Source organism: Kosakonia radicincitans DSM 16656, from assembly GCF_000280495.2.
In the GTDB taxonomy this organism is placed as follows: Bacteria; Pseudomonadota; Gammaproteobacteria; order Enterobacterales; family Enterobacteriaceae; genus Kosakonia; species Kosakonia radicincitans.
In genome coordinates this window covers 5,515,080-5,540,845 of the sequence record NZ_CP018016.1, presented here as the reverse complement: position 1 = coordinate 5,540,845, position 25,766 = coordinate 5,515,080, and the positions used below count along the sequence as shown (strand labels likewise).

At 52.4% G+C, this 25,766-nt stretch carries 17 protein-coding genes, 5 tRNA genes and 3 rRNA genes; 22 read left to right on the top strand and 3 right to left on the bottom strand.

The window, feature by feature from the left end:
* Nucleotides 1–2,190 (bottom strand): fatty acid oxidation complex subunit alpha FadB, encoded by a 2,190-nt coding sequence (gene fadB, locus Y71_RS26605; RefSeq protein ID WP_007369128.1) that lies wholly within the window; start codon nt 2,188–2,190, stop codon nt 1–3.
* A gap of 189 nt (nt 2,191–2,379) precedes the next feature.
* On the opposite strand from fadB, the gene pepQ reads away from it, so the two are divergent.
* From pepQ to birA, 10 genes are all read left to right on the top strand, one after another.
* Entirely contained in the window at nt 2,380–3,711 is a 1,332-nt protein-coding gene (gene pepQ / locus Y71_RS26600; RefSeq protein ID WP_007369127.1) for a Xaa-Pro dipeptidase, read from the top strand.
* A complete protein-coding gene (locus tag Y71_RS26595) occupies nt 3,711–4,325 on the top strand; it encodes an IMPACT family protein (RefSeq protein ID WP_007369126.1) in 615 nt (204 codons plus the stop codon). Before pepQ ends, Y71_RS26595 begins: the two co-directional genes overlap by 1 nt.
* Nucleotides 4,326–4,365: 40 nt before the next feature.
* On the top strand, nt 4,366–5,817 hold the full coding sequence (gene trkH, locus Y71_RS26590) for a Trk system potassium transporter TrkH (RefSeq protein WP_007369125.1): 1,452 nt from the start codon (nt 4,366–4,368) through the stop codon (nt 5,815–5,817).
* 11 nt (nt 5,818–5,828) lie between these two features.
* Nucleotides 5,829–6,371: a menaquinone-dependent protoporphyrinogen IX dehydrogenase gene (gene hemG / locus Y71_RS26585; protein ID WP_007369124.1), complete on the top strand. Its 543-nt coding sequence runs from the start codon at nt 5,829–5,831 to the stop codon at nt 6,369–6,371.
* 356 nt (nt 6,372–6,727) lie between these two features.
* Nucleotides 6,728–8,267 (top strand): 16S ribosomal RNA (locus Y71_RS26580).
* Between the two features lie 84 nt (nt 8,268–8,351).
* Nucleotides 8,352–8,427, top strand: a tRNA-Glu gene (locus tag Y71_RS26575).
* A 193-nt stretch (nt 8,428–8,620) separates the two neighbouring features.
* Nucleotides 8,621–11,527: ribosomal RNA gene (locus Y71_RS26570) — 23S ribosomal RNA — on the top strand.
* A 96-nt stretch (nt 11,528–11,623) separates the two neighbouring features.
* A 5S ribosomal RNA gene (gene rrf, locus Y71_RS26565) occupies nt 11,624–11,739 on the top strand.
* Together the 16S, 23S and 5S rRNA genes with 1 tRNA gene alongside form the textbook arrangement of a ribosomal RNA operon.
* 177 nt (nt 11,740–11,916) lie before the next feature.
* Nucleotides 11,917–12,945 (top strand): UDP-N-acetylmuramate dehydrogenase, encoded by a 1,029-nt coding sequence (murB, locus tag Y71_RS26560; protein WP_081120889.1) that lies wholly within the window; start codon nt 11,917–11,919, stop codon nt 12,943–12,945.
* The gene (gene birA / locus Y71_RS26555) at nt 12,942–13,904 is read left to right on the top strand and encodes a bifunctional biotin--[acetyl-CoA-carboxylase] ligase/biotin operon repressor BirA (protein ID WP_035890516.1); all 963 of its coding nucleotides are present in this window, start codon (nt 12,942–12,944) and stop codon (nt 13,902–13,904) included. Before murB ends, birA begins: the two co-directional genes overlap by 4 nt.
* Before the next feature lie 27 nt (nt 13,905–13,931).
* On the opposite strand, the gene coaA is transcribed toward birA, so the two are convergent.
* Together coaA and Y71_RS26545 are read right to left on the bottom strand one after the other, a co-directional pair.
* Nucleotides 13,932–14,882 (bottom strand): type I pantothenate kinase, encoded by a 951-nt coding sequence (coaA, locus tag Y71_RS26550; protein WP_035890515.1) that lies wholly within the window; start codon nt 14,880–14,882, stop codon nt 13,932–13,934.
* A 204-nt stretch (nt 14,883–15,086) separates the two neighbouring features.
* Nucleotides 15,087–15,635, bottom strand: a complete 549-nt coding sequence (locus Y71_RS26545; RefSeq protein ID WP_035890514.1) for a GNAT family N-acetyltransferase — start codon at nt 15,633–15,635, stop codon at nt 15,087–15,089.
* Between the two features lie 327 nt (nt 15,636–15,962).
* Here Y71_RS26545 and Y71_RS26540 point away from each other — a divergent pair.
* The 12 genes from Y71_RS26540 (at nt 15,963) to rpoB (ending at nt 25,717) form a co-directional block, all read left to right on the top strand.
* Nucleotides 15,963–16,038: transfer RNA gene (locus Y71_RS26540), tRNA-Thr, on the top strand.
* A gap of 8 nt (nt 16,039–16,046) precedes the next feature.
* Nucleotides 16,047–16,131 (top strand) — tRNA-Tyr (locus Y71_RS26535).
* Nucleotides 16,132–16,244: 113 nt separating this feature from the next.
* Nucleotides 16,245–16,319 (top strand) — tRNA-Gly (locus Y71_RS26530).
* A gap of 6 nt (nt 16,320–16,325) precedes the next feature.
* A tRNA-Thr gene (locus tag Y71_RS26525) sits at nt 16,326–16,401 on the top strand.
* 114 nt (nt 16,402–16,515) lie between these two features.
* Nucleotides 16,516–17,700 carry an elongation factor Tu gene (tuf, locus tag Y71_RS26520; RefSeq protein WP_017460031.1) on the top strand — a complete coding sequence of 395 codons (1,185 nt, stop codon included), beginning with the start codon at nt 16,516–16,518 and terminating at the stop codon, nt 17,698–17,700.
* A gap of 228 nt (nt 17,701–17,928) precedes the next feature.
* Nucleotides 17,929–18,312 (top strand): preprotein translocase subunit SecE, encoded by a 384-nt coding sequence (gene secE / locus Y71_RS26510; protein WP_003033128.1) that lies wholly within the window; start codon nt 17,929–17,931, stop codon nt 18,310–18,312.
* A gap of 1 nt (nt 18,313) precedes the next feature.
* Entirely contained in the window at nt 18,314–18,859 is a 546-nt protein-coding gene (gene nusG, locus Y71_RS26505; protein WP_006816549.1) for a transcription termination/antitermination protein NusG, read from the top strand.
* A gap of 140 nt (nt 18,860–18,999) precedes the next feature.
* On the top strand, nt 19,000–19,428 hold the full coding sequence (rplK, locus tag Y71_RS26500; protein WP_008503452.1) for a 50S ribosomal protein L11: 429 nt from the start codon (nt 19,000–19,002) through the stop codon (nt 19,426–19,428).
* 3 nt (nt 19,429–19,431) lie between these two features.
* The gene (gene rplA / locus Y71_RS26495; RefSeq protein WP_081120886.1) at nt 19,432–20,136 is read left to right on the top strand and encodes a 50S ribosomal protein L1; all 705 of its coding nucleotides are present in this window, start codon (nt 19,432–19,434) and stop codon (nt 20,134–20,136) included.
* Between the two features lie 297 nt (nt 20,137–20,433).
* Nucleotides 20,434–20,931, top strand: coding sequence for a 50S ribosomal protein L10 (rplJ, locus tag Y71_RS26485; protein WP_035890288.1), 498 nt, complete (start codon nt 20,434–20,436; stop codon nt 20,929–20,931).
* A gap of 66 nt (nt 20,932–20,997) precedes the next feature.
* Nucleotides 20,998–21,366: a 50S ribosomal protein L7/L12 gene (gene rplL, locus Y71_RS26480; protein ID WP_035890291.1), complete on the top strand. Its 369-nt coding sequence runs from the start codon at nt 20,998–21,000 to the stop codon at nt 21,364–21,366.
* A 322-nt stretch (nt 21,367–21,688) separates the two neighbouring features.
* Nucleotides 21,689–25,717, top strand: coding sequence for a DNA-directed RNA polymerase subunit beta (rpoB, locus tag Y71_RS26475; RefSeq protein ID WP_081120883.1), 4,029 nt, complete (start codon nt 21,689–21,691; stop codon nt 25,715–25,717).
* The last annotated feature ends 49 nt before the right edge of the window (nt 25,718–25,766 follow it).

Sequence of the window (25,766 nt, the reverse complement as noted above, 5' to 3'; positions counted from 1 at the left end):
TTAAGCCGTTTTTAACTCGCCCACTGGGCGCGCAGGTTCTACCGCAGGGTAATAAGGCTCGTTGCGGCGCGCTTTTTCGCGCAGCCCGGCCGGTACTTCATACAGCGGCCCGAGATGCTGATAGTGCTGTGCCATATCGAGGTATTTTGCGCTGCCAAGCGTATCCAGCCAGCGGAATGCGCCGCCGTGGAACGGCGGGAAGCCAAGACCATATACCAGCGCCATATCCGCTTCGGCAGGGCTGGCGATAATCCCTTCTTCCAGACAACGCACCACTTCATTGACCATTGGGATCATCATGCGGGCGATAATCTCTTCATCGCTGAAATCCTGTTTGCCTTTGCTGATTTCGGCCAGCATGCTGTCAACGGCGCTGTCTTCTTCTTTCTTCGGTTTGCCTTTGCTGTCTTCTTTATAGCGCCAGAAACCGAGCCCGTTTTTCTGCCCGAAACGGTGTGCGTCAAACAGCGCATCGATGGCATCGCGATAATCTTTCTGCATGCGCTGCGGGAAACCGGTCGCCATCACCGCCTGGGCGTGATGTGCGGTATCAATACCCACAACATCCAGCAGATACGCCGGGCCCATCGGCCAGCCGAACTGCTTCTCCATCACTTTGTCGACTTTGCGGAAATCCGCGCCGTCGCGCAGCAACTGGCTAAACCCGGCAAAGTAAGGGAACAGTACGCGGTTGACGAAGAAACCTGGGCAGTCATTGACCACGATCGGCGTTTTGCCCATTTTGCTCGCCCAGGCCACTACTTTGGCGATGGTTTCATCGGACGTTTTCTCTCCGCGAATCACTTCAACCAGCGGCATACGGTGTACCGGGTTGAAGAAGTGCATGCCGCAGAAATTTTCCGGGCGTTTCAGCACGCTGGCGAGTTCACTGATGGGAATGGTGGAGGTATTTGATGCCAGTACGGTATCCGGACGGACTTTGTCCTCTGTTTCCGCCAGCACCGCTTTTTTCACTTTCGGGTTTTCCACGACCGCTTCGACCACCACGTCGGCGCGTTCAAAACCGGCATACTCCAGTGTTGGCTGAATGGTCGCAATCACGCTGGCCAGTTTTAGACCATCGATTTTGCCGCGCTCGAGCTGTTTGTTCAGCAGCTTGCCTGCTTCATTAATGCCGAGTGCAAGGGATTTCTCGTTGATATCCTTCATTAATACCGGTACGCCTTTCCAGGCTGACTGGTAAGCAATGCCGCCGCCCATAATGCCTGCGCCAAGTACCGCAGCTTGTTTGGGCGTTTCGACATTTTTGGTCAGTTTCTTCGCCTGACCTTTTACATATTGGTCGTTCAGGAAAATCCCGACCAGCGCACGGGCCTCGTTGGTATGGGCGAGCGGAACGAAGCTCTGGTTTTCCAGCTTCAGCGCTTCGTCGCGGCCAAATCTTGCCGCAGCTTCAATGGTTTTGACCGCCGTGATCGGTGCCGGATAGTGCTTCCCGGCTGTTTGCATCACCATGCCTTTGGCAATAGTAAAGCTCATGGCAGCTTCAATTTTGCTGAGCTTCAGTGGCTCCAGCTTCGGCTGACGTTTTGCTTTCCAGTCCAGATCGCCGTTAATGGCCTGTCGCAGAATGGCAATGGCACCTTCACGCAGTTTTTCCGGCTTCACAATGCCATCCACCAGGCCGATTTTCAGCGCTTGTTCGGCATCGACATCTTTCCCGGCCGCGATGATTTCCAGTGCGCTGTCTGCACCCAGCAGGCGTGGCATGCGTACTGAACCGCCAAAGCCTGGCATGATACCAAGTTTGGTTTCCGGCAGGCCAATACGCAGGTCCGGCGTCGCCAGGCGATAGTCTGTCGCCAGCACGCATTCGCAGCCGCCACCGAGCGCATAGCCATTCACCGCGGAGATCGTTGGGACGGGCAAATCTTCCAGGCGGTTAAACACGCTGTTGGCAAAGTGCAGCCACTGGCTCAACTGCTCTTCCGGCACGAGGAACAGGGAGAGGAATTCGGTGATATCGGCCCCGACAATAAAGGCCGCTTTCTCTGAACGCAGCAGCAGCCCTTTTAAATCTGATTGCTTTTCCAGTACGGCCAGCGCTTCGCCAAGGCTGGCGACGGTGGCGGTATCAAGCTTGTTAACTGAGCCGGGCGCATCGAATACCAGTTCCGCGATGCCATCTTCCAGCCAGTTTAGGTACAGGTTATTGCCTTTGTAGAGCATGTCAGTCTCCTGAATCCAGCGATGATCTGGTCGTACCAGATGAAGCGGAGTGTGGTTTTTATGTTAATAAATTGCAAATAAATGATTAAAAAATTGCTAGTCGGATCACGCTCGGTGGAAATCACCCAGTGGCAGACAGGTGTGCTAAGATGCGGAGACTTGAGGTCGCAATAAACAGAAGGAAAAACGATGGACTCACTGGCAGCGCTTTATAAAAATCATATTGTTACGTTACAGGAACGCACCCGTGATGTGCTGGCGCGCTTTAAGCTCGACGCGTTACTTATTCACTCTGGCGAGCTATTTAACGTCTTTCTTGATGACCATCCCTATCCGTTTAAAGTGAACCCGCAGTTTAAAGCCTGGGTGCCGGTGACGCAGGTGCCGAACTGCTGGCTGCTGGTGGATGGCGTGAACAAACCGAAGCTGTGGTTCTACCTGCCGGTGGATTACTGGCACAACGTTGAACCGCTGCCGACTTCCTTCTGGACCGAAGAGGTTGAGGTGATTGCTCTGCCGAAAGCGGACGGCATTGGCAGCCAGTTGCCTGCGGCGCGCGGCAATATCGCCTATATTGGCCCGGTTGCCGAACGTGCTTTGGGCCTCGACATCGCCGCCAGCAACATCAACCCGAAAGGGGTGATCGATTACCTGCATTACTACCGCGCCTACAAAACCGATTATGAACTGGCCTGCATGCGTGAAGCGCAGAAAACGGCGGTAATGGGCCATCGTGCTGCGCATGAAGCCTTTCAGTCCGGAATGAGCGAGTTCGACATCAATCTGGCTTATCTGACCGCGACCGGCCATCGTGATACCGATGTGCCTTACAGCAATATTGTGGCGCTGAACGAGCATGCATCGGTGCTGCATTACACCAAACTTGATCACCGCGCACCGGCTGAGATGCGCAGCTTCTTGCTGGATGCTGGCGCGGAATACAATGGTTATGCCGCCGACCTGACGCGTACCTGGGCGGCGAACAGCGACACCGATTATGCGCAGTTGGTGAAAGACGTCAATGAAGAACAACTGGCGCTGATCGCCACCATGAAAGCGGGCGTCAACTACGTTGAATACCATATTCAGTTCCATCAGCGTATCGCGAAGCTGCTGCGCCGCCATCAAATCATCACCGATATCAGTGAGGAAGCGATGGTTGAGCAGGACATCACCGGGCCGTTTATGCCGCACGGTATCGGCCATCCGTTGGGGCTGCAGGTGCATGATGTCGCGGGCTTTATGCAGGACGATAGCGGTACGCATCTGGCGGCACCGTCAAAATACCCCTACCTGCGCTGCACACGTGTGATGGAGCCGCGTATGGTGTTGACCATTGAGCCGGGCATCTACTTTATTGAATCGCTGCTCTCATCGTGGCGCGAGGGGCCGCTCAGCAAACACTTCAACTGGCATAAAATTGACGCGCTAAAACCGTTTGGCGGTATCCGCATCGAAGATAACGTGGTTATCCATGAGAACAGCATTGAAAATATGACGCGGGATCAGAAGCTGGCGTAATGGAGAGCTGGCTGATACCGGCTGCGCCGGTCACCTTTAGCGAGGAGATCAAAAAGAGCCGTTTTATCACGCTGTTGGCGCATACCGACGGCGTGGAGGCGGCGAAGGCGTTTGTCGACACTGTTCGTGCAGAGCACCCGGACGCCCGCCACCATTGTGTGGCGTGGGTTGCCGGGCCGCCGGATGATTCGCAGCAGTTGGGCTTTTCTGACGATGGCGAACCGGCGGGTACTGCAGGGAAGCCGATGCTGGCTCAGTTGATGGGCAGCGGTGTCGGCGAAATTACGGCAGTGGTAGTGCGTTATTACGGCGGTATTTTATTGGGAACCGGCGGGCTGGTGAAAGCCTACGGCGGCGGTGTCCAGCAGGCGCTTAATCAACTCGCGACAACCCGCAAAATGCCGTTAACCGAATATACTTTGTGGTGTGATTACGCACAGTTGAGCGGAGTCGAAACGTTGCTTGAGCAATTTGAGGGGAAAATTGTTGCGAGCGAGTATCAGGCTTCCGTGTATCTGCGGGTGGCGCTTCCTCACAGCAGACTGGACGCATTTTCGGCAAGGCTCGCTGATTTTAGTCGTGGCACATTGCAATTGTTAAAAACTGAAGAATAATCCCCACCTGATTTTCTGAACACCTAAGGAAGCGGCAGAGATGCATTTTCGCGCCATAACCCGAATCGTTGGACTGCTGGTCATCCTCTTTTCCGGAACGATGATCTTACCTGGACTGGTAGCCCTTATTTACCGTGATGGCGCGGGCCGTGCATTCACGCAAACCTTCTTCGTCGCACTGGTGATTGGTTCCATTCTTTGGTGGCCGAACCGCCGCGAGAAAGGGGAGTTGAAATCCCGAGAAGGTTTTTTGATCGTCGTGCTGTTCTGGACGGTGCTGGGGAGCGTGGGGGCATTGCCGTTCGTCTTTTCCGAAAGCCCGAATCTGACGGTAACGGATGCTTTTTTTGAATCCTTCTCCGGCCTGACAACGACCGGGGCAACCACGCTGGTTGGGCTGGATTCACTGCCGCACGCGATTCTTTTCTATCGTCAGATGCTGCAATGGTTCGGCGGGATGGGGATCATCGTGCTGGCGGTGGCCATCCTGCCAATTCTGGGCGTGGGTGGGATGCAGCTCTATCGCGCCGAGATGCCGGGGCCGCTGAAAGATAACAAAATGCGCCCGCGTATTGCAGAGACGGCGAAAACCCTATGGCTTATTTATGTGTTGCTTACGGTCGCATGCGCGCTGGCGCTATGGTTTGCCGGAATGCCAGCTTTTGACGCCATTGGGCATAGTTTTGCCACCATCGCGATTGGCGGTTTCTCTACGCATGATGCCAGCATTGGCTATTTCAACAGCCCCACTATCAACACCATCATTGCTATCTTCCTGCTGATTTCCGGGTGTAACTACGGTTTGCACTTCTCGTTGCTGAGCGGGCGTAGCCTGAAAGTTTACTGGCGCGATCCAGAATTCAGAATGTTTATCGGCGTACAACTGACGCTGGTGGTCATCTGCACCGTGGTGTTGTGGTTCCACAATATCTACAGCTCGGCATTGACGACGATTAACCAGGCTTTCTTCCAGGTGGTCTCGATGGCGACTACGGCCGGATTTACGACCGACAGTATCTCCCGCTGGCCGCTTTTCTTGCCGGTATTGTTGCTCTGTTCCGCTTTTATCGGCGGCTGCGCCGGTTCGACGGGCGGTGGTCTGAAGGTGATCCGCATACTGTTGCTGTTTAAGCAGGGCAACCGCGAACTGAAACGACTGGTGCATCCCAATGCGGTGTACAGCATTAAGTTGGGGAATCGTGCATTGCCGGAACGTATTCTTGAAGCGGTGTGGGGCTTCTTCTCCGCTTATGCGCTGGTCTTTATCGTCAGCATGCTGGCGATCATCGCCACGGGGGTTGATGATTTTTCAGCATTTGCCTCTGTGGTTGCGACGCTCAATAACCTTGGGCCGGGGCTGGGCGTGGTAGCGGATAATTTTGCCAGCATGAATCCGGTCGCCAAATGGGTACTCATCGCGAATATGCTGTTTGGTCGTCTGGAGGTCTTCACGCTGCTGGTACTGTTTACCCCGACCTTCTGGCGCGAATAATGGAGTGTGACGTGAAAACATTAATTCTTTTCTCGACCCGGGATGGGCAAACGCGGGAGATTGCTTCTTATCTGGCTTCAGAGCTTAACGATCTTGGCGTCTGTGCGGATGTGGTTAACCTGAACCGCACACAAGAGATTGACTGGAGTAAATATGAGCGGGTGGTCATTGGTGCGTCCATTCGCTATGGGCACTTTCATCCGGCGTTGGCCAATTTTGTGAAAAAGCACCTCTCACAATTAAACAAGCTGCCGGGGGCCTTCTTCTCCGTCAACCTGGTTGCGCGCAAACCGGAGAAAAGCTCGCCGCAAACGAACAGCTATACGCGTAAGTTTTTGCTGTCGTCGCCCTGGCAGCCGGATCGCTGCGCCGTATTTGCCGGTGCGCTGCGTTACCCGCACTATCGATGGTACGACCGACTGATGATCCAACTGATTATGAAGATGACGGGCGGCGAAACGGATAGACGTAAAGAAGTTGTCTATACCGACTGGCAGCAAGTGGCGAATTTTGCCCGTGAAATAGCTCAGTTAAACAGCAAAGCGGGCGTTTAACGGGCGCTGTGCCTGAAAAATGAGCGAACGATAATTTTTTTGAATTTTATGCTTGTCAGCCAGAATTATCTCCCTATAATGCGCCTCCACTGACACGGCACAACGGCATACACACCGGCCTGTCAGGTGAAGAAATCTGAAAATAATCAGTTGACTTCACGGCGGGAAAGCGTAATATGCACACCCCGCGCCGCAGCGAAAACACAGCGGCATTGCTCTTTAACAATTTATCAGACAATCTGTGTGGGCACTCAGGTGACTGGATTCTTGATGTCTCCGGACAAAAAATGAATACCAAGTCTCACGGGTGAACACGTAATTCATTACGAAGTTTAATTCGATGAGCATCAAACTTTAAATTGAAGAGTTTGATCATGGCTCAGATTGAACGCTGGCGGCAGGCCTAACACATGCAAGTCGAACGGTAGCACAGAGAGCTTGCTCTCGGGTGACGAGTGGCGGACGGGTGAGTAATGTCTGGGAAACTGCCTGATGGAGGGGGATAACTACTGGAAACGGTAGCTAATACCGCATAACGTCGCAAGACCAAAGAGGGGGACCTTCGGGCCTCTTGCCATCAGATGTGCCCAGATGGGATTAGCTAGTAGGCGGGGTAATGGCCCACCTAGGCGACGATCCCTAGCTGGTCTGAGAGGATGACCAGCCACACTGGAACTGAGACACGGTCCAGACTCCTACGGGAGGCAGCAGTGGGGAATATTGCACAATGGGCGCAAGCCTGATGCAGCCATGCCGCGTGTGTGAAGAAGGCCTTCGGGTTGTAAAGCACTTTCAGCGGGGAGGAAGGCGGTACGGTTAATAACCGTGCCGATTGACGTTACCCGCAGAAGAAGCACCGGCTAACTCCGTGCCAGCAGCCGCGGTAATACGGAGGGTGCAAGCGTTAATCGGAATTACTGGGCGTAAAGCGCACGCAGGCGGTCTGTCAAGTCGGATGTGAAATCCCCGGGCTCAACCTGGGAACTGCATTCGAAACTGGCAGGCTGGAGTCTCGTAGAGGGAGGTAGAATTCCAGGTGTAGCGGTGAAATGCGTAGAGATCTGGAGGAATACCGGTGGCGAAGGCGGCCTCCTGGACGAAGACTGACGCTCAGGTGCGAAAGCGTGGGGAGCAAACAGGATTAGATACCCTGGTAGTCCACGCCGTAAACGATGTCGATTTGGAGGTTGTGCCCTTGAGGCGTGGCTTCCGGAGCTAACGCGTTAAATCGACCGCCTGGGGAGTACGGCCGCAAGGTTAAAACTCAAATGAATTGACGGGGGCCCGCACAAGCGGTGGAGCATGTGGTTTAATTCGATGCAACGCGAAGAACCTTACCTGGTCTTGACATCCACAGAACCTGGCAGAGATGCCGGGGTACCTTCGGGAACTGTGAGACAGGTGCTGCATGGCTGTCGTCAGCTCGTGTTGTGAAATGTTGGGTTAAGTCCCGCAACGAGCGCAACCCTTATCCTTTGTTGCCAGCGGTTAGGCCGGGAACTCAAAGGAGACTGCCAGTGATAAACTGGAGGAAGGTGGGGATGACGTCAAGTCATCATGGCCCTTACGACCAGGGCTACACACGTGCTACAATGGCGCATACAAAGAGAAGCGACCTCGCGAGAGCAAGCGGACCTCATAAAGTGCGTCGTAGTCCGGATTGGAGTCTGCAACTCGACTCCATGAAGTCGGAATCGCTAGTAATCGTGAATCAGAATGTCACGGTGAATACGTTCCCGGGCCTTGTACACACCGCCCGTCACACCATGGGAGTGGGTTGCAAAAGAAGTAGGTAGCTTAACCTTCGGGAGGGCGCTTACCACTTTGTGATTCATGACTGGGGTGAAGTCGTAACAAGGTAACCGTAGGGGAACCTGCGGTTGGATCACCTCCTTACCTTAAAGAACCATCTCCTGAAGTGCTCACACAGATTGTCTGATGAAAAGTAAAAAGCAAGGCGTCTTGCGAAGCAGACTATGTGTCCCCTTCGTCTAGAGGCCCAGGACACCGCCCTTTCACGGCGGTAACAGGGGTTCGAATCCCCTAGGGGACGCCACTTGCTGGTTTGTGAGTGAAAGTCACCTGCCGATGTATCTCAAAACTGACTCACGAGTCATGTTTGAGATATATGCTCTTTAAAAATCTGGATCAAGCTGAAAATTGAAACACTGAACAATGCGAATTGTTCGTGAGTCTCTCAAATTTTTGCAATGCGATGATGAATCGGAAGAAACATCTTCGGGTTGTGAGGTTAAGCGACTAAGCGTACACGGTGGATGCCCTGGCAGTCAGAGGCGATGAAGGACGTGCTAATCTGCGAAAAGCGCCGGCGAGGTGATATGAACCCTTGACCCGGCGATGTCCGAATGGGGAAACCCGGTGCACTACGGTGCATCATCACAGCATGAATCCATAGTGCTGTGAAGCGAACCGGGGGAACTGAAACATCTAAGTACCCCGAGGAAAAGAAATCAACCGAGATTCCCCCAGTAGCGGCGAGCGAACGGGGAGGAGCCCAGAGCCTGAATCAGCTTGTGTGTTAGTGGAAGCGTCTGGAAAGTCGCGCGATACAGGGTGACAGCCCCGTACACGAAAACGCACAGGCTGTGAGCTCGATGAGTAGGGCGGGACACGTGGTATCCTGTCTGAATATGGGGGGACCATCCTCCAAGGCTAAATACTCCTGACTGACCGATAGTGAACCAGTACCGTGAGGGAAAGGCGAAAAGAACCCCGGCGAGGGGAGTGAAAAAGAACCTGAAACCGTGTACGTACAAGCAGTGGGAGCATCCTTCGGGGTGTGACTGCGTACCTTTTGTATAATGGGTCAGCGACTTATATTCTGTAGCAAGGTTAACCGTATAGGGGAGCCGAAGGGAAACCGAGTCTTAACTGGGCGTTAAGTTGCAGGGTATAGACCCGAAACCCGGTGATCTAGCCATGGGCAGGTTGAAGGTTGGGTAACACTAACTGGAGGACCGAACCGACTAATGTTGAAAAATTAGCGGATGACCTGTGGCTGGGGGTGAAAGGCCAATCAAACCGGGAGATAGCTGGTTCTCCCCGAAAGCTATTTAGGTAGCGCCTCGTGAATTCATCTCCGGGGGTAGAGCACTGTTTCGGCTAGGGGGCCATCCCGGCTTACCAACCCGATGCAAACTACGAATACCGGAGAATGTTATCACGGGAGACACACGGCGGGTGCTAACGTCCGTCGTGAAGAGGGAAACAACCCAGACCGCCAGCTAAGGTCCCAAAGTCATGGTTAAGTGGGAAACGATGTGGGAAGGCCCAGACAGCCAGGATGTTGGCTTAGAAGCAGCCATCATTTAAAGAAAGCGTAATAGCTCACTGGTCGAGTCGGCCTGCGCGGAAGATGTAACGGGGCTAAACCATGCACCGAAGCTGCGGCAGCGACGCTTATGCGTTGTTGGGTAGGGGAGCGTTCTGTAAGCCGTTGAAGGTGGCCTGTGAGGGTTGCTGGAGGTATCAGAAGTGCGAATGCTGACATAAGTAACGATAAAGCGGGTGAAAAGCCCGCTCGCCGGAAGACCAAGGGTTCCTGTCCAACGTTAATCGGGGCAGGGTGAGTCGACCCCTAAGGCGAGGCCGAAAGGCGTAGTCGATGGGAAACAGGTTAATATTCCTGTACTTGGTGTTACTGCGAAGGGGGGACGGAGAAGGCTATGTTGGCCGGGCGACGGTTGTCCCGGTTTAAGCGTGAAGGTGTGTGCTCCAGGCAAATCCGGAGTGCTTTAACACTGAGGCGTGATGACGAGGCACCACGGTGCTGAAGCAACAAATGCCCTGCTTCCAGGAAAAGCCTCTAAGCTCCAGGTAACACGAAATCGTACCCCAAACCGACACAGGTGGTCAGGTAGAGAATACCAAGGCGCTTGAGAGAACTCGGGTGAAGGAACTAGGCAAAATGGTGCCGTAACTTCGGGAGAAGGCACGCTGATGCGTAGGTGAAGCGACCTGCTCGTGGAGCTGAAATCAGTCGAAGATACCAGCTGGCTGCAACTGTTTATTAAAAACACAGCACTGTGCAAACACGAAAGTGGACGTATACGGTGTGACGCCTGCCCGGTGCCGGAAGGTTAATTGATGGGGTTATCCGTAAGGAGAAGCTCTTGATCGAAGCCCCGGTAAACGGCGGCCGTAACTATAACGGTCCTAAGGTAGCGAAATTCCTTGTCGGGTAAGTTCCGACCTGCACGAATGGCGTAATGATGGCCAGGCTGTCTCCACCCGAGACTCAGTGAAATTGAACTCGCTGTGAAGATGCAGTGTACCCGCGGCAAGACGGAAAGACCCCGTGAACCTTTACTATAGCTTGACACTGAACATTGAGCCTTGATGTGTAGGATAGGTGGGAGGCTTTGAAGCGTGGACGCCAGTCTGCGTGGAGCCAACCTTGAAATACCACCCTTTAATGTTTGATGTTCTAACGTGGACCCGTAAACCGGGTTGCGGACAGTGTCTGGTGGGTAGTTTGACTGGGGCGGTCTCCTCCTAAAGCGTAACGGAGGAGCACGAAGGTCAGCTAATCCTGGTCGGACATCAGGAGGTTAGTGCAATGGCATAAGCTGGCTTGACTGCGAGCGTGACGGCGCGAGCAGGTGCGAAAGCAGGTCATAGTGATCCGGTGGTTCTGAATGGAAGGGCCATCGCTCAACGGATAAAAGGTACTCCGGGGATAACAGGCTGATACCGCCCAAGAGTTCATATCGACGGCGGTGTTTGGCACCTCGATGTCGGCTCATCACATCCTGGGGCTGAAGTAGGTCCCAAGGGTATGGCTGTTCGCCATTTAAAGTGGTACGCGAGCTGGGTTTAGAACGTCGTGAGACAGTTCGGTCCCTATCTGCCGTGGGCGCTGGAGAACTGAGGGGGGCTGCTCCTAGTACGAGAGGACCGGAGTGGACGCATCACTGGTGTTCGGGTTGTCATGCCAATGGCACTGCCCGGTAGCTAAATGCGGAAGAGATAAGTGCTGAAAGCATCTAAGCACGAAACTTGCCCCGAGATGAGTTCTCCCTGACCCTTAAAGGGTCCTGAAGGAACGTTGAAGACGACGACGTTGATAGGCCGGGTGTGTAAGCGCAGCGATGCGTTGAGCTAACCGGTACTAATGAACCGTGAGGCTTAACCTTACAACGCCGAAGATGTTTTGGCGTGAGAGAGAATTTTTTCAGCGAGATACAGATTAAACCGGTGTGCCGCTGAGGCATGGCGGTGAACAGAATTTGCCTGGCGGCACTAGCGCGGTGGTCCCACCTGACCCCATGCCGAACTCAGAAGTGAAACGCCGTAGCGCCGATGGTAGTGTGGGGTCTCCCCATGCGAGAGTAGGGAACTGCCAGGCATCAAACCAGTGAAGAGGCCATCCGGAAGGATGGCCTTTTTGCGTCCGGGCGGAAGAGACAGGAAGCCCCGTGCCCCGGCACGGGGCTTTTTTGCTTTATGCTCGCCTTAAACACCACAAGCGCTCGTCACCTGGATACGGTAAACTTAGCCGTGTTTTTGCATCAGGATATCGCTAATGAATCACTCCCTTAAGCCATGGAATACCTTTGGTATTGATCGGAATGCCCACCATATTGTCTGCGCTGAAACGTCGCAGCAATTGCTCAATGCATGGCAGGCTGCGGTACAGAGCCAGCAGGCCGTGCTGATTCTGGGTGAAGGCAGTAACGTGCTGTTTCTGGAAGATTTTTCCGGAACGGTCATTATCAACCGTATTATGGGTATTGAGGTGCGTGAAGAAGCCGATGCATGGTATCTACACGTCGGCGCGGGCGAAAATTGGCATCACCTGGTGCAACTGACTCTGGAACGCGGAATACCGGGTCTTGAGAATCTGGCACTTATCCCGGGTTGCACGGGGAGTTCACCGATTCAGAATATCGGTGCATATGGAATCGAGTTACAGCGCGTCTGCAACTATGTCGATTGTGTAGAACTCAGCAGTGGTGAATCTAAGCGTTTGTCCGCAGAGGCCTGCCGTTTCGGCTATCGCGACAGCATCTTTAAACATGAGTACCAGAATCGTTATGCCATTACGGCGGTCGGTTTGCGTCTGGCAAAAAACTGGCGGCCGGTACTGACCTACGGTGATCTGACCCGGCTTGATCCCGCGACGGTCACACCGAAAGATGTTTTTGACGCTGTATGTCGTATGCGTACCAGCAAATTACCGGACCCAAAAGTTAATGGGAATGCTGGTAGTTTCTTTAAAAACCCGGTGATCTCAGCAGAACAGGCGGCCATCTTACTCTCTGCCTTTCCTGACGCTCCGCATTATCCGCAAGCTGACGGTTCCGTAAAGCTGGCGGCTGGCTGGCTGATCGATCAATGTCAGCTAAAAGGCGTCGCTATTGGCGGTGCAGCGATCCATCATTTACAAGCACTGGTGCTGATAAATACCGGGCCGGCTACAAGCGATGATGTGGTGCAGCTCGCTCACCTTGTGCGCCAGCGCGTAGGCGAGAAGTTTAATGTCTGGCTTGAGCCGGAAGTGCGTTTTATCGGCCGCGCCGGTGAGGTGAATGCCGTGGAGACGATTGCATGAAGGATAATACCGTTCCGTTAACGCTGATTTCTATTCTGGCAGATGGCGAATTCCATTCGGGTGAACAGTTGGGCGAACGCCTGGGAATGAGCCGCGCAGCAATCAATAAACATGTCCAGACCCTTCGTGACTGGGGAATCGAAGTCTTTACCGTTCCGGGTAAGGGTTACAGTTTACCGGAGCCTATCCAGCTTCTGGACGAAGCGTTGATCCGTTCACGTATTACTCAGGGGAATATTGCCGTTTTACCGGTGATTGATTCGACAAATCAGTATTTGCTGGATCGCCTTAATGAGCTGCATTCGGGTGATGCCTGCGTGGCAGAATATCAACAGGCAGGCCGTGGCCGCCGTGGCCGTAAATGGATCTCTCCGTTCGGTTCAAATCTCTATATCTCCATGTACTGGCGTCTGGATCAAGGGCCAGCAGCGGCAATCGGGTTAAGTCTGGTGATCGGTATTGTAATGGCGGAAGTTTTACGCGATTTAGGTGCCGATCAGGTGCGGGTTAAATGGCCGAATGATCTCTATCTTCAGGATCGTAAACTGGCGGGCATCCTCGTCGAATTAACCGGTAAAACTGGCGATGCGGCGCAGATCGTGGTTGGTGCTGGAGTTAATCTGATGATGCGCAAAGCCCAGGCTGAAGATATTAGCCAGAGCTGGATTAACCTGCAGGAAGCCGGTGTTCGCATCGATCGCAACATGCTTGCCATACGTCTGGTTACTGAATTACGTACCGCCCTGAAATGCTTTGAACAAGAGGGGCTTGCTCCGTTCCTTTCCCGCTGGGAAAAACTGGATAATTTTATTAATCGTCCGGTAAAACTGATTATCGGTGAGAGAGAAATTATAGGTATTTCCCGGGGTATTGATGCGCAGGGAGCACTACTGCTTGAACAGGATGGGGTTATAAAACCCTGGGTCGGCGGAGAAATTTCACTGCGCAGTGCAGAATAAACAAGGGGAGCGAGACGCTCCCTTTATTTATTTACGCAAACGAACTTGCTCAACCGCATGGTTTGCGCTTTTAGTCATAATCAGGCTGGCCCGCTCACGGGTTGGTAAAATATTTTCTTTAAGATTTAAGCCGTTAATTTCTTTCCACAGCGACAAGGCGATCTCAATCGCTTCCTGTTCGGATAATTTCGCATAATTGTGGAAATAGGAGTCAGGATTGGTAAATGCGCCTTCGCGGAACTTCAGGAAGCGGTTGATATACCAGGTTTGTAATAGATCTTCCGGCGCATCAACATAAATAGAAAAGTCGACAAAATCGGAGACAAATACATGATGCGGGTCATGAGGATAATCCATGCCGCTCTGTAATACATTCAACCCTTCGAGAATTAAAATATCAGGCTGCGCAACCGTTTTATCCCCATCCGGGATCACGTCGTATATAAGGTGCGAATAAACTGGCGCTGTGACATTCGGCACCCCGGATTTAATATCCGAAACAAACTGCACCAGGCGATGCATATCATAAGATTGCGGGAAGCCTTTTTTCTTCATTAGCCCACGATCTTTCAGTACCTGATTGGGATGCAGAAAACCATCAGTCGTAATGAGTTCAACACGACGATGTTCTGGCCAGCGGCTCAATAATGCCTGTAGCACACGGGCGGTAGTACTTTTTCCTACCGCTACGCTGCCCGCAATGCTAATGATGTACGGAATGCGTTGCCCATTCGTCCCAAGGAATTGCTCAAGTACGGCCTGGCGGCGCAGGTTCGAACTGATATAGAAATTGAGTAAACGGGAAAGGGGGAGATAAATCTCTGCAACTTCTTCCAAAGAAAGGTCTTCATTAATGCCTTTTAATCGTGCGATTTCGCCCTCAGTAAGCGTCATCGGAACTGAATCACGAAGAGCAGCCCACTGGCTGCGATTAAACTGTAAGTAAGGCGTCATTAACGTTTGCTCTTTTTTACTCATAAGCTTTATCTGCCTGCTATTACCCCTCGTCACGTAGGCTTCCGGTACGTTGTGAGAGAGAGAGTCTCTTAAGGTAATGCTATGGCTCGACGTTATTGAAATAAGTGGGATCAATGGGCAGGAGGTTAACACCAGATGACAGGGAATAATATGAAAAATCGCGTCTGCGTGATGCTTTCCAGGGAAAGCATCACGCTCTGCACATCAGCTGGCAATAGAACGAACAAACTGATTAACCGCAAATAAACGTTTGAAGTAAATGGCCGCTGGTTGGTAATAACCATCCGCTGAACAGAGATAATCGGGAATTTCCCCAAGGCAGCGATATCCTTGCGAACGATAAAACGCTTCTGCAGCAGAACCTGACGGTGTTTCCAGCCACAGTAGACCGCGCTGACGCATACAGGCTGTTTTCTCCAGCTCCGCCAGGAGCTTCTTCCCAATACCGGTGCGCCGCACGCGGCGGTGTACCAACAACAATTTTATGTTGGCTCTGTTCAGTGCTTCAGGTTGCGTAGGGAGTTGCAGGCTGACGCTGCCGGCAACGCCCTGTTCATCGCGTGCAATCCAGATCAGGCGTTCACCTGTTTCCAGCTCGTTGCGTAATCGTGAGAAGGCGTTTTCTGCTTCCTGCTGGCTAATCGCGCGTTGATACCCGATAGAGGCACCACTATGAAGTGCATCAAGCAGCAGTTCGGCGAGTTCCGGACAGTAGACCGGCAAAGTAGCTGCGTTTAACAAGACAATTTTCATCGTGAAACCTCCATTGGGTTGGTGGCTAAAGCAATGCAATTAGTGATCCAACTCACAATCTGGGTCTGTCTTCAGAGATATTCACTGCGATGACGGTTTTTTGCACCATGTTAACGCAGTCGCACCGAAGAGATGCCCGATGTTGTCGCGGTTAAAGGAGGCTTAGCGGCGCAAAGTCGTGGAATATGGTGCTGTTTTTTTATACTTCCTTGCATGAAATTACAGCGTTTATATGGGGTGTCGTGCAAAATGTGAGCGATAGAACGTTTTGTGCAATTTTTTTGTTGCATCAACTCCTCTGTCTCCCTAGAATGCGCGCTACTTGATGCCGACTTAGCTCAGTAGGTAGAGCAACTGACTTGTAATCAGTAGGTCACCAGTTCGATTCCGGTAGTCGGCACCATCAAGTCCGGTGGGGTTCCCGAGCGGCCAAAGGGAGCAGACTGTAAATCTGCCGTCACAGACTTCGAAGGTTCGAATCCTTCCCCCACCACCATTTTCAGTTACGCTAAAACGTAACCAGAGTTGGTGTCAGTAGTGAATCAGCTCTTAGGGAGAGAAAATCTTCTCCCGACAATACAGAAGCACTGGGTAGCCGAGTTTCAGGATGCGGGCATCGTATAATGGCTATTACCTCAGCCTTCCAAGCTGATGATGCGGGTTCGATTCCCGCTGCCCGCTCCACGATGTGCTGATATGGCTCAGTTGGTAGAGCGCACCCTTGGTAAGGGTGAGGTCCCCAGTTCGACTCTGGGTATCAGCACCACTTCATTTCTCCTCCCTGGTTTTTCTTCTGTTATTTAGCATTCAACAAGTCGGGCATGTTGCCTGGTTGATGTGGTGATATCACCGATTTATCCGTGTCTTAGAGGGACAATCGATGTCTAAAGAAAAGTTTGAACGTACAAAACCGCACGTTAACGTCGGTACTATCGGCCACGTTGACCATGGTAAAACTACCCTGACTGCTGCAATCACTACCGTTCTGGCAAAAACCTACGGTGGTTCTGCCCGCGCATTCGATCAGATCGATAACGCGCCGGAAGAAAAAGCTCGTGGTATCACCATCAACACTTCTCACGTTGAATATGACACCCCGACCCGCCACTACGCGCACGTAGACTGCCCGGGGCACGCCGACTATGTTAAAAACATGATCACCGGTGCTGCGCAGATGGACGGCGCGATCCTGGTTGTTGCTGCGACTGACGGTCCGATGCCGCAGACCCGTGAGCACATCCTGCTGGGTCGTCAGGTAGGCGTTCCGTACATCATCGTGTTCCTGAACAAATGTGACATGGTTGATGACGAAGAGCTGCTGGAACTGGTAGAGATGGAAGTTCGTGAACTGCTGTCTCAGTACGATTTCCCGGGCGACGACACGCCGATCGTTCGTGGTTCTGCTCTGAAAGCGCTGGAAGGCGAAGCAGAGTGGGAAGCGAAAATCATCGAACTGGCAGGCTTCCTGGATTCCTACATTCCGGAACCAGAGCGTGCGATTGACAAGCCGTTCCTGCTGCCGATCGAAGACGTATTCTCCATCTCCGGTCGTGGTACCGTTGTTACCGGTCGTGTAGAACGCGGTATCATCAAAGTGGGTGAAGAAGTTGAAATCGTTGGTATCAAAGACACCGCGAAATCGACCTGTACTGGCGTTGAAATGTTCCGCAAACTGCTGGACGAAGGCCGTGCGGGCGAGAACGTGGGTGTTCTGCTGCGTGGTATCAAACGTGAAGAAATCGAACGTGGTCAGGTACTGGCTAAGCCGGGTTCAATCAAGCCGCACACCAAATTCGAATCAGAAGTTTATATCCTGTCCAAAGATGAAGGCGGCCGTCACACTCCGTTCTTCAAAGGCTACCGTCCGCAGTTCTACTTCCGTACAACTGACGTGACTGGCACCATCGAACTGCCGGAAGGCGTAGAGATGGTAATGCCGGGCGACAACATCAAAATGGTTGTTACCCTGATTCACCCGATTGCGATGGACGATGGTCTGCGTTTCGCAATCCGTGAAGGCGGCCGTACCGTTGGCGCGGGCGTTGTGGCAAAAGTTCTCAGCTAATCGCTGATAACATTTGACGCAATGCGCAATAAGAGGGCATCATTTGATGCCCTTTTTGTACGCTTTCGAACCAGAACCTGGCTCATCAGTGATTTTTTTTGTCATAATCATTGCTGAGACAGGCTCTGTTGAGGGCGTTAGTCCGAATCTCGCCAGAGCATTTCGGTTTGGTTGCCTCGCTTATGCGGGGCAAAAATGTTTGTCTGAATTCTTGTGACAGGTTGGTTTATGAGTGCGAATACCGAAGCTCAAGGGAGCGGGCGCGGCCTGGAAGCGATGAAGTGGGTTGTTGTTGCTGTACTGCTGCTCGTGGCTATCGTTGGCAACTATCTTTATCGTGACATGATGCTGCCACTCCGCGCGCTGGCAGTTGTTATTCTGATTGCTGCAGCAGGTGGTGTCGCGCTGTTGACGACGAAGGGTAAAGCGACCGTTGCATTTGCCCGTGAAGCGAGAACCGAAGTACGTAAAGTGATTTGGCCTACTCGTCAGGAAACGTTGCACACCACATTGATCGTGGCTGCGGTAACCGCAGTCATGTCACTGATCCTGTGGGGACTGGATGGTATTCTGGTTCGCCTGGTTTCCTTTATCACTGGCCTGAGGTTCTGAGATGTCTGAAGCTCCTAAAAAGCGCTGGTACGTCGTTCAGGCGTTTTCCGGTTTTGAAGGCCGCGTAGCAACATCGCTGCGTGAGCATATCAAATTACACAACATGGAAGAGTTGTTTGGCGAAGTTATGGTTCCAACCGAAGAAGTGGTTGAAATCCGTGGCGGCCAACGTCGCAAAAGCGAACGTAAATTCTTCCCCGGCTACGTGCTTGTCCAGATGGTAATGAATGATGCCAGTTGGCACCTGGTACGCAGCGTTCCGCGCGTTATGGGCTTCATCGGTGGTACGTCCGATCGTCCCGCGCCGATTAGCGATAAAGAAGTCGATGCGATTATGAACCGCCTCCAGCAGGTCGGTGATAAGCCGCGTCCGAAAACGCTGTTTGAGCCAGGCGAAATGGTTCGCGTTAGCGACGGTCCGTTCGCTGACTTTAACGGCGTGGTTGAAGAAGTGGACTACGAGAAGTCCCGTCTGAAGGTTTCCGTTTCTATCTTTGGTCGTGCGACTCCGGTAGAACTGGATTTCAGCCAGGTAGAAAAAGCTTAATTCTTCGGCGATCAAACGTTGCACAAGGCGCGAAATTGACATACAATTTCGCGCCTTTTGTTTTTACGGGCGATATGCACGTAAAACATCTTTAACATGGGGAGCCTTTAGGGGCGCTATACCCAAACGAGGAAATTTCAATGGCTAAGAAAGTCCAGGCCTACGTCAAGCTGCAGGTTGCAGCTGGCATGGCAAACCCGAGCCCGCCAGTCGGTCCGGCTCTGGGTCAGCAAGGTGTTAACATCATGGAATTCTGTAAAGCGTTCAACGCCAAAACAGAATCCCTGGAAAAAGGTCTGCCAATTCCGGTAGTTATTACCGTTTACGCTGACCGTTCCTTCACTTTCGTTACCAAAACGCCTCCGGCAGCAGTTCTGCTGAAGAAAGCAGCTGGTATCAAGTCTGGTTCCGGCAAGCCGAACAAAGACAAAGTGGGCAAAATCTCCCGCGCTCAGCTGCAGGAAATCGCTCAGACTAAAGCCGCGGACATGACCGGTGCTGACATTGAAGCGATGACTCGCTCAATCGAAGGTACTGCACGTTCCATGGGCCTGGTAGTGGAGGATTAAGAAATGGCTAAACTGACCAAGCGCATGCGCGTGATCCGTGACAAGGTTGATGCGACTAAACAGTACGACATCAACGAAGCCATTGCTCTGCTGAAAGAGCTGGCCACTGCTAAATTCGTAGAAAGCGTAGACGTTGCCGTTAACCTCGGCATCGACGCGCGTAAATCTGACCAGAACGTACGTGGTGCGACTGTACTGCCGCACGGTACTGGCCGTTCAGTTCGCGTTGCCGTATTTACCCAGGGCCCGAACGCTGAAGCTGCTAAAACGGCTGGCGCAGAGCTGGTAGGTATGGAAGATCTGGCTGACCAGATCAAAAAAGGCGAAATGAACTTTGACGTTGTTATTGCTTCCCCGGATGCAATGCGCGTTGTTGGTCAACTGGGCCAGGTTCTGGGTCCGCGTGGCCTGATGCCGAACCCGAAAGTTGGTACTGTAACTCCGAACGTTGCTGAAGCAGTTAAAAACGCTAAAGCCGGTCAGATTCGTTACCGTAACGACAAAAACGGCATCATCCACACCACCATCGGTAAAGTGAACTTTGACGCTGACAAACTGAAAGAAAACCTGGAAGCTCTGCTGGTTGCGCTGAAAAAAGCCAAACCGACTCAGGCGAAAGGCGTGTACATCAAGAAAGTTAGCATCTCCACCACCATGGGTGCTGGTGTTGCGGTAGACCAGGCTGGTCTGAGCGCAGTAGCGAACTAAGATTCGCCTTTACGTGGGTGGTGAATTTGTCTACAATCTTACCCCCACGATTTGCTAGCGTAAGTTAGCAAGAAAAGATTTGTTCGTTGGAGCCTGGCCTATCCAGGCCTCCGTCGAAGACCGCAGGTGTTTCGTAAGAAGCTTAATTCCCTGCGTAGACGGTGACAGAACCTAAAGATTATTTTTAAAGTACTCTTTGGCTTGTTTCTGCTCACCGTATTAAGACGCTCTTTTCTTTGAAAAGAGTGAAGTGAGTTCCAGGGCATGAGCCCTGGCAAACATCCAGGAGCAAAGCTAATGGCTTTAAATCTTCAAGACAAACAAGCGATTGTTGCTGAAGTCAGCGAAGTAGCCAAAGGCGCGCTGTCTGCGGTTGTTGCGGATTCCCGTGGCGTGACCGTAGATAAAATGACCGAACTGCGTAAAGCAGGTCGCGAAGCTGGCGTTTACATGCGTGTTGTTCGTAACACCCTGCTGCGCCGTGCTGTTGAAGGTACTTCTTTTGAGTGCCTGAAAGACGCGTTTGTTGGTCCGACCCTGATTGCATACTCTATGGAACACCCGGGCGCTGCTGCTCGTCTGTTCAAAGAGTTCGCGAAAGCGAATGCAAAATTTGAGGTCAAAGCCGCTGCCTTTGAAGGTGAGTTGATCCCGGCGTCCCAGATCGATCGCCTGGCAACCCTGCCGACCTACGAAGAAGCAATTGCACGCCTGATGGCAACCATGAAAGAAGCCTCTGCTGGCAAACTGGTTCGTACTCTGGCTGCTGTACGCGATGCGAAAGAAGCTGCTTAATCGCAGTTTTCTTTATAAAGCATTTGCTTACGTATAAACTTATTCTGATATTCAGGAACAATTTAAATGTCTATCACTAAAGATCAAATCATTGAAGCAGTTGCCGCTATGTCCGTAATGGACGTTGTAGAACTGATTTCTGCAATGGAAGAAAAATTCGGTGTTTCTGCTGCTGCTGCTGTAGCTGTTGCTGCTGGCCCGGCTGCTGAAGCTGCTGAAGAGAAAACTGAATTCGACGTTATTCTGAAAGCCGCTGGCGCTAACAAAGTTGCTGTTATCAAAGCAGTACGTGGCGCAACTGGCCTGGGTCTGAAAGAAGCTAAAGACCTGGTAGAATCTGCTCCGGCCGCTCTGAAAGAAGGCGTGAGCAAAGATGACGCTGAAGCTCTGAAAAAATCTCTGGAAGAAGCTGGCGCTGAAGTTGAAGTTAAATAAGCCAACCCTTCCGGTTGCAGCCTGAGTAATCAGGCTGATGGCTGGTGACTTTTTGGTCACCAGCCTTTTTGCGCTGTAGAAGGTGCCGGTAGCGTTTCACACTGTTTGACTACCAGTAGCCTTTACAATGCTTGTTTCTATCGACGACTTAATATACTGCGACAGGAGCTCGCTTCTGTGTAAATCGCAATGAAATGATTTAAGCGTGATAGCAACAAGCATTGCGGAAAGTGCTCCACTTTCCGGTCAAAAAAATAGTGTTGCATAAACTGTCCTTTCGACGGGCAGAGTGGGTCGACTTGTCAGCGAGCTGAGGAACCCTATGGTTTACTCCTATACCGAGAAAAAACGTATTCGTAAGGATTTTGGTAAACGTCCACAAGTTCTGGATGTTCCATATCTCCTTTCTATCCAGCTTGACTCGTTCCAGAAGTTTATCGAGCAAGATCCTGAAGGGCAGTACGGTCTGGAAGCGGCATTCCGCTCCGTGTTCCCGATTAAGAGCTACAGCGGCAATTCGGAACTGCAATACGTCAGCTACCGTCTTGGCGAACCTGTTTTTGACGTTAAAGAGTGTCAGATCCGTGGCGTAACTTACTCCGCTCCGTTGCGCGTAAAACTGCGTCTGGTGATCTACGAGCGCGAAGCGCCGGAAGGCACTGTTAAAGATATTAAAGAACAAGAAGTCTACATGGGCGAAATTCCGCTCATGACCGACAACGGTACCTTTGTTATCAACGGTACTGAGCGTGTTATCGTTTCTCAGCTCCACCGTAGCCCAGGTGTCTTCTTTGACAGCGATAAGGGTAAAACCCACTCACCTGGTAAGGTGCTTTATAACGCACGTATTATTCCTTACCGTGGGTCCTGGCTGGACTTTGAATTCGATCCGAAAGATAACCTGTTCGTTCGTATCGACCGTCGTCGTAAGCTGCCGGCTACCATTATCCTGCGCGCGTTGAACTACACCACTGAGCAGATCCTTGACCTGTTCTTTGAAAAAGTGGTCTTTGAGATTCGCGACAACAAACTGCAAATGGAACTGGTGCCGGAACGTCTGCGCGGCGAAACTGCGTCCTTCGACATCGAAGCGAACGGCAAAATGTATGTTGAGAAAGGCCGCCGTATTACCGCGCGCCATATCCGTCAGCTGGAAAAAGACGAGATTCAACATATCGAAGTTCCGGTTGAGTACATCGCGGGTAAAGTGGCGTCTAAAGACTACATCGACGAATCCACTGGCGAACTGATCTGCCCGGCGAACATGGAACTGTCGCTCGATCTGCTGGCCAAGCTGAGCCAGGCGGGCCACAAACGTATCGAAACGCTGTTTACCAACGATCTGGACCACGGTCCGTACATCTCTGAGACTGTACGCGTCGACCCGACCAACGATCGACTGAGCGCGCTGGTAGAGATCTACCGTATGATGCGTCCGGGTGAACCGCCGACTCGTGAAGCGGCTGAAAGCCTGTTCGAGAACCTGTTCTTCTCTGAAGACCGCTACGATCTGTCTGCGGTTGGTCGTATGAAGTTCAACCGTTCTCTGCTGCGCGACACCATCGAAGGTTCCGGTATCCTGAGCAAAGAAGACATCATCGAAGTGATGAAAAAGCTCATCGGTATCCGTAACGGTATTGGTGAAGTGGATGATATCGACCACCTCGGCAACCGTCGTATCCGTTCCGTTGGTGAAATGGCGGAAAACCAGTTCCGTGTTGGCCTGGTGCGTGTAGAGCGTGCGGTGAAAGAGCGTCTGTCTCTGGGCGATCTGGATACCCTGATGCCGCAGGATATGATCAACGCCAAGCCGATCTCCGCAGCCGTGAAAGAGTTCTTCGGTTCCAGCCAACTGTCTCAGTTTATGGACCAGAACAACCCGCTGTCCGAGATTACGCATAAACGTCGTATCTCTGCACTCGGCCCAGGCGGTCTGACCCGTGAGCGTGCAGGCTTCGAAGTTCGAGACGTTCACCCGACCCACTACGGTCGCGTATGTCCGATCGAAACGCCTGAAGGTCCGAACATCGGTCTGATCAACTCCCTGTCCGTGTATGCACAGACTAACGAATACGGCTTCCTCGAAACGCCGTACCGTAAAGTGACTGACGGCGTGGTAACTGACGAGATCCATTACCTTTCTGCAATTGAAGAAGGTAACTATGTTATCGCTCAGGCGAACACCAACCTGACGGAAGAAGGTCGTTTTGTAGACGATCTGGTGACCTGCCGCAGCAAAGGCGAATCCAGCCTCTTCAGCGCAGACCAGGTTGACTACATGGACGTTTCTACCCAGCAGGTGGTTTCCGTCGGTGCGTCCCTGATCCCGTTCCTGGAACACGATGACGCCAACCGTGCATTGATGGGTGCGAACATGCAACGTCAGGCGGTTCCGACTCTGCGCGCTGATAAGCCGCTGGTTGGTACCGGTATGGAACGTGCTGTTGCCGTTGACTCCGGTGTAACCGCAGTTGCGAAACGTGGCGGTACCGTTCAGTACGTGGATGCTTCCCGTATCGTTATCAAAGTTAACGAAGACGAGATGTACCCGGGTGAAGCAGGTATCGACATCTATAACCTGACCAAATACACCCGTTCTAACCAGAACACCTGCATCAACCAGATGCCGTGTGTTTATCTGGGTGAGCCAATTGAGCGCGGCGACGTGCTGGCAGACGGCCCGTCCACCGACCTCGGTGAACTGGCACTCGGCCAGAACATGCGCGTAGCGTTCATGCCGTGGAACGGTTACAACTTCGAAGACTCCATCCTCGTCTCCGAACGTGTTGTTCAGGAAGATCGTTTTACAACGATCCACATTCAGGAACTGGCGTGTGTGTCCCGTGACACCAAGCTGGGGCCGGAAGAGATCACCGCTGACATTCCGAACGTGGGTGAAGCTGCGCTCTCCAAACTGGATGAATCCGGTATCGTTTACATCGGTGCGGAAGTGACCGGCGGCGACATTCTGGTTGGTAAAGTAACGCCGAAAGGCGAAACTCAGCTGACGCCAGAAGAGAAACTGCTGCGCGCGATCTTCGGTGAGAAAGCGTCTGACGTTAAAGACTCTTCTCTGCGTGTGCCGAACGGTGTCTCCGGTACTGTTATCGACGTTCAGGTCTTTACCCGCGATGGCGTGGAAAAAGACAAACGTGCGCTGGAAATCGAAGAGATGCAGTTGAAGCAGGCGAAGAAAGATCTGTCTGAAGAACTGCAAATCCTCGAAGCTGGCCTGTTCAGCCGTATCCATACCGTGCTGGTTTCCGGCGGCGTTGAAGCTGAGAAGCTCGACAAACTGCCGCGCGACCGCTGGCTGGAACTCGGCCTGACCGACGAAGCGAAACAAAATCAGCTGGAGCAACTGGCTGAGCAGTACGACGAACTGAAACACGAGTTCGAGAAAAAACTTGAAGCGAAACGCCGCAAAATCACTCAGGGCGACGATCTGGCACCGGGCGTGCTGAAGATTGTTAAGGTTTATCTGGCTGTTAAACGTCAGATCCAGCCTGGTGATAAGATGGCAGGTCGTCACGGTAACAAAGGTGTTATTTCTAAGATCAACCCGATCGAAGATATGCCTTACGATGAAAACGGCACGCCGGTAGACATCGTACTGAACCCGCTGGGCGTACCGTCTCGTATGAACATCGGTCAGATCCTCGAGACCCACCTGGGGATGGCTGCTAAAGGTATCGGCGACAAGATCAACGCCATGCTGAAACAGCAGCAGGAAGTCGCGAAACTGCGCGAATTCATCCAGCGTGCATACGATCTGGGCGCTGACGTTCGTCAGAAAGTTGACCTGAATACCTTCAGTGATGAAGAAGTTCTGCGTCTGGCTGAAAACCTGCGCAAAGGCATGCCGATCGCAACGCCGGTATTCGACGGTGCGAAAGAGTCCGAAATTAAGGAACTGTTACAGCTGGGTGGCCTGCCGACTTCCGGTCAGATCACTCTGTTCGATGGTCGTACCGGTGAGCAATTCGAGCGCCAGGTTACCGTCGGCTACATGTACATGCTGAAACTGAACCACCTGGTTGATGACAAGATGCATGCGCGTTCCACCGGTTCTTACAGCCTGGTTACTCAGCAGCCGCTGGGTGGTAAGGCACAGTTCGGTGGTCAGCGCTTCGGTGAGATGGAAGTATGGGCACTGGAAGCTTATGGTGCCGCTTACACCCTGCAAGAAATGCTTACCGTTAAGTCTGATGACGTGAACGGTCGTACCAAGATGTATAAAAACATCGTGGACGGCAACCATCAGATGGAACCAGGTATGCCGGAATCCTTCAACGTACTGTTGAAAGAGATCCGTTCTCTGGGTATCAACATCGAACTGGAAGACGAGTAATTCTCGCTCAAACAGGTCACCGCTGTCGGGGTAATACCCGGCAGCGGAA

Bases quoted from the DNA above. Each gene is read 5' to 3' on its own strand.
- rplJ (WP_035890288.1), top strand. From the start codon at position 20,434: ATGGCTTTAAATCTTCAAGACAAACAAGCGATTGTTGCTGAAGTCAGC.
- rplK (WP_008503452.1), top strand. From the start codon at position 19,000: ATGGCTAAGAAAGTCCAGGCCTACGTCAAGCTGCAGGTTGCAGCTGGC.
- rpoB (WP_081120883.1), top strand. From the start codon at position 21,689: ATGGTTTACTCCTATACCGAGAAAAAACGTATTCGTAAGGATTTTGGT.
- trkH (WP_007369125.1), top strand. From the start codon at position 4,366: ATGCATTTTCGCGCCATAACCCGAATCGTTGGACTGCTGGTCATCCTC.
- secE (WP_003033128.1), top strand. From the start codon at position 17,929: ATGAGTGCGAATACCGAAGCTCAAGGGAGCGGGCGCGGCCTGGAAGCG.
- Y71_RS26595 (WP_007369126.1), top strand. From the start codon at position 3,711: ATGGAGAGCTGGCTGATACCGGCTGCGCCGGTCACCTTTAGCGAGGAG.
- nusG (WP_006816549.1), top strand. From the start codon at position 18,314: ATGTCTGAAGCTCCTAAAAAGCGCTGGTACGTCGTTCAGGCGTTTTCC.
- rplL (WP_035890291.1), top strand. From the start codon at position 20,998: ATGTCTATCACTAAAGATCAAATCATTGAAGCAGTTGCCGCTATGTCC.
- fadB (WP_007369128.1), bottom strand. From the start codon at position 2,190: ATGCTCTACAAAGGCAATAACCTGTACCTAAACTGGCTGGAAGATGGC.
- tuf (WP_017460031.1), top strand. From the start codon at position 16,516: ATGTCTAAAGAAAAGTTTGAACGTACAAAACCGCACGTTAACGTCGGT.
- coaA (WP_035890515.1), bottom strand. From the start codon at position 14,882: ATGAGTAAAAAAGAGCAAACGTTAATGACGCCTTACTTACAGTTTAAT.
- Y71_RS26545 (WP_035890514.1), bottom strand. From the start codon at position 15,635: ATGAAAATTGTCTTGTTAAACGCAGCTACTTTGCCGGTCTACTGTCCG.
- rplA (WP_081120886.1), top strand. From the start codon at position 19,432: ATGGCTAAACTGACCAAGCGCATGCGCGTGATCCGTGACAAGGTTGAT.
- murB (WP_081120889.1), top strand. From the start codon at position 11,917: ATGAATCACTCCCTTAAGCCATGGAATACCTTTGGTATTGATCGGAAT.
- birA (WP_035890516.1), top strand. From the start codon at position 12,942: ATGAAGGATAATACCGTTCCGTTAACGCTGATTTCTATTCTGGCAGAT.
- pepQ (WP_007369127.1), top strand. From the start codon at position 2,380: ATGGACTCACTGGCAGCGCTTTATAAAAATCATATTGTTACGTTACAG.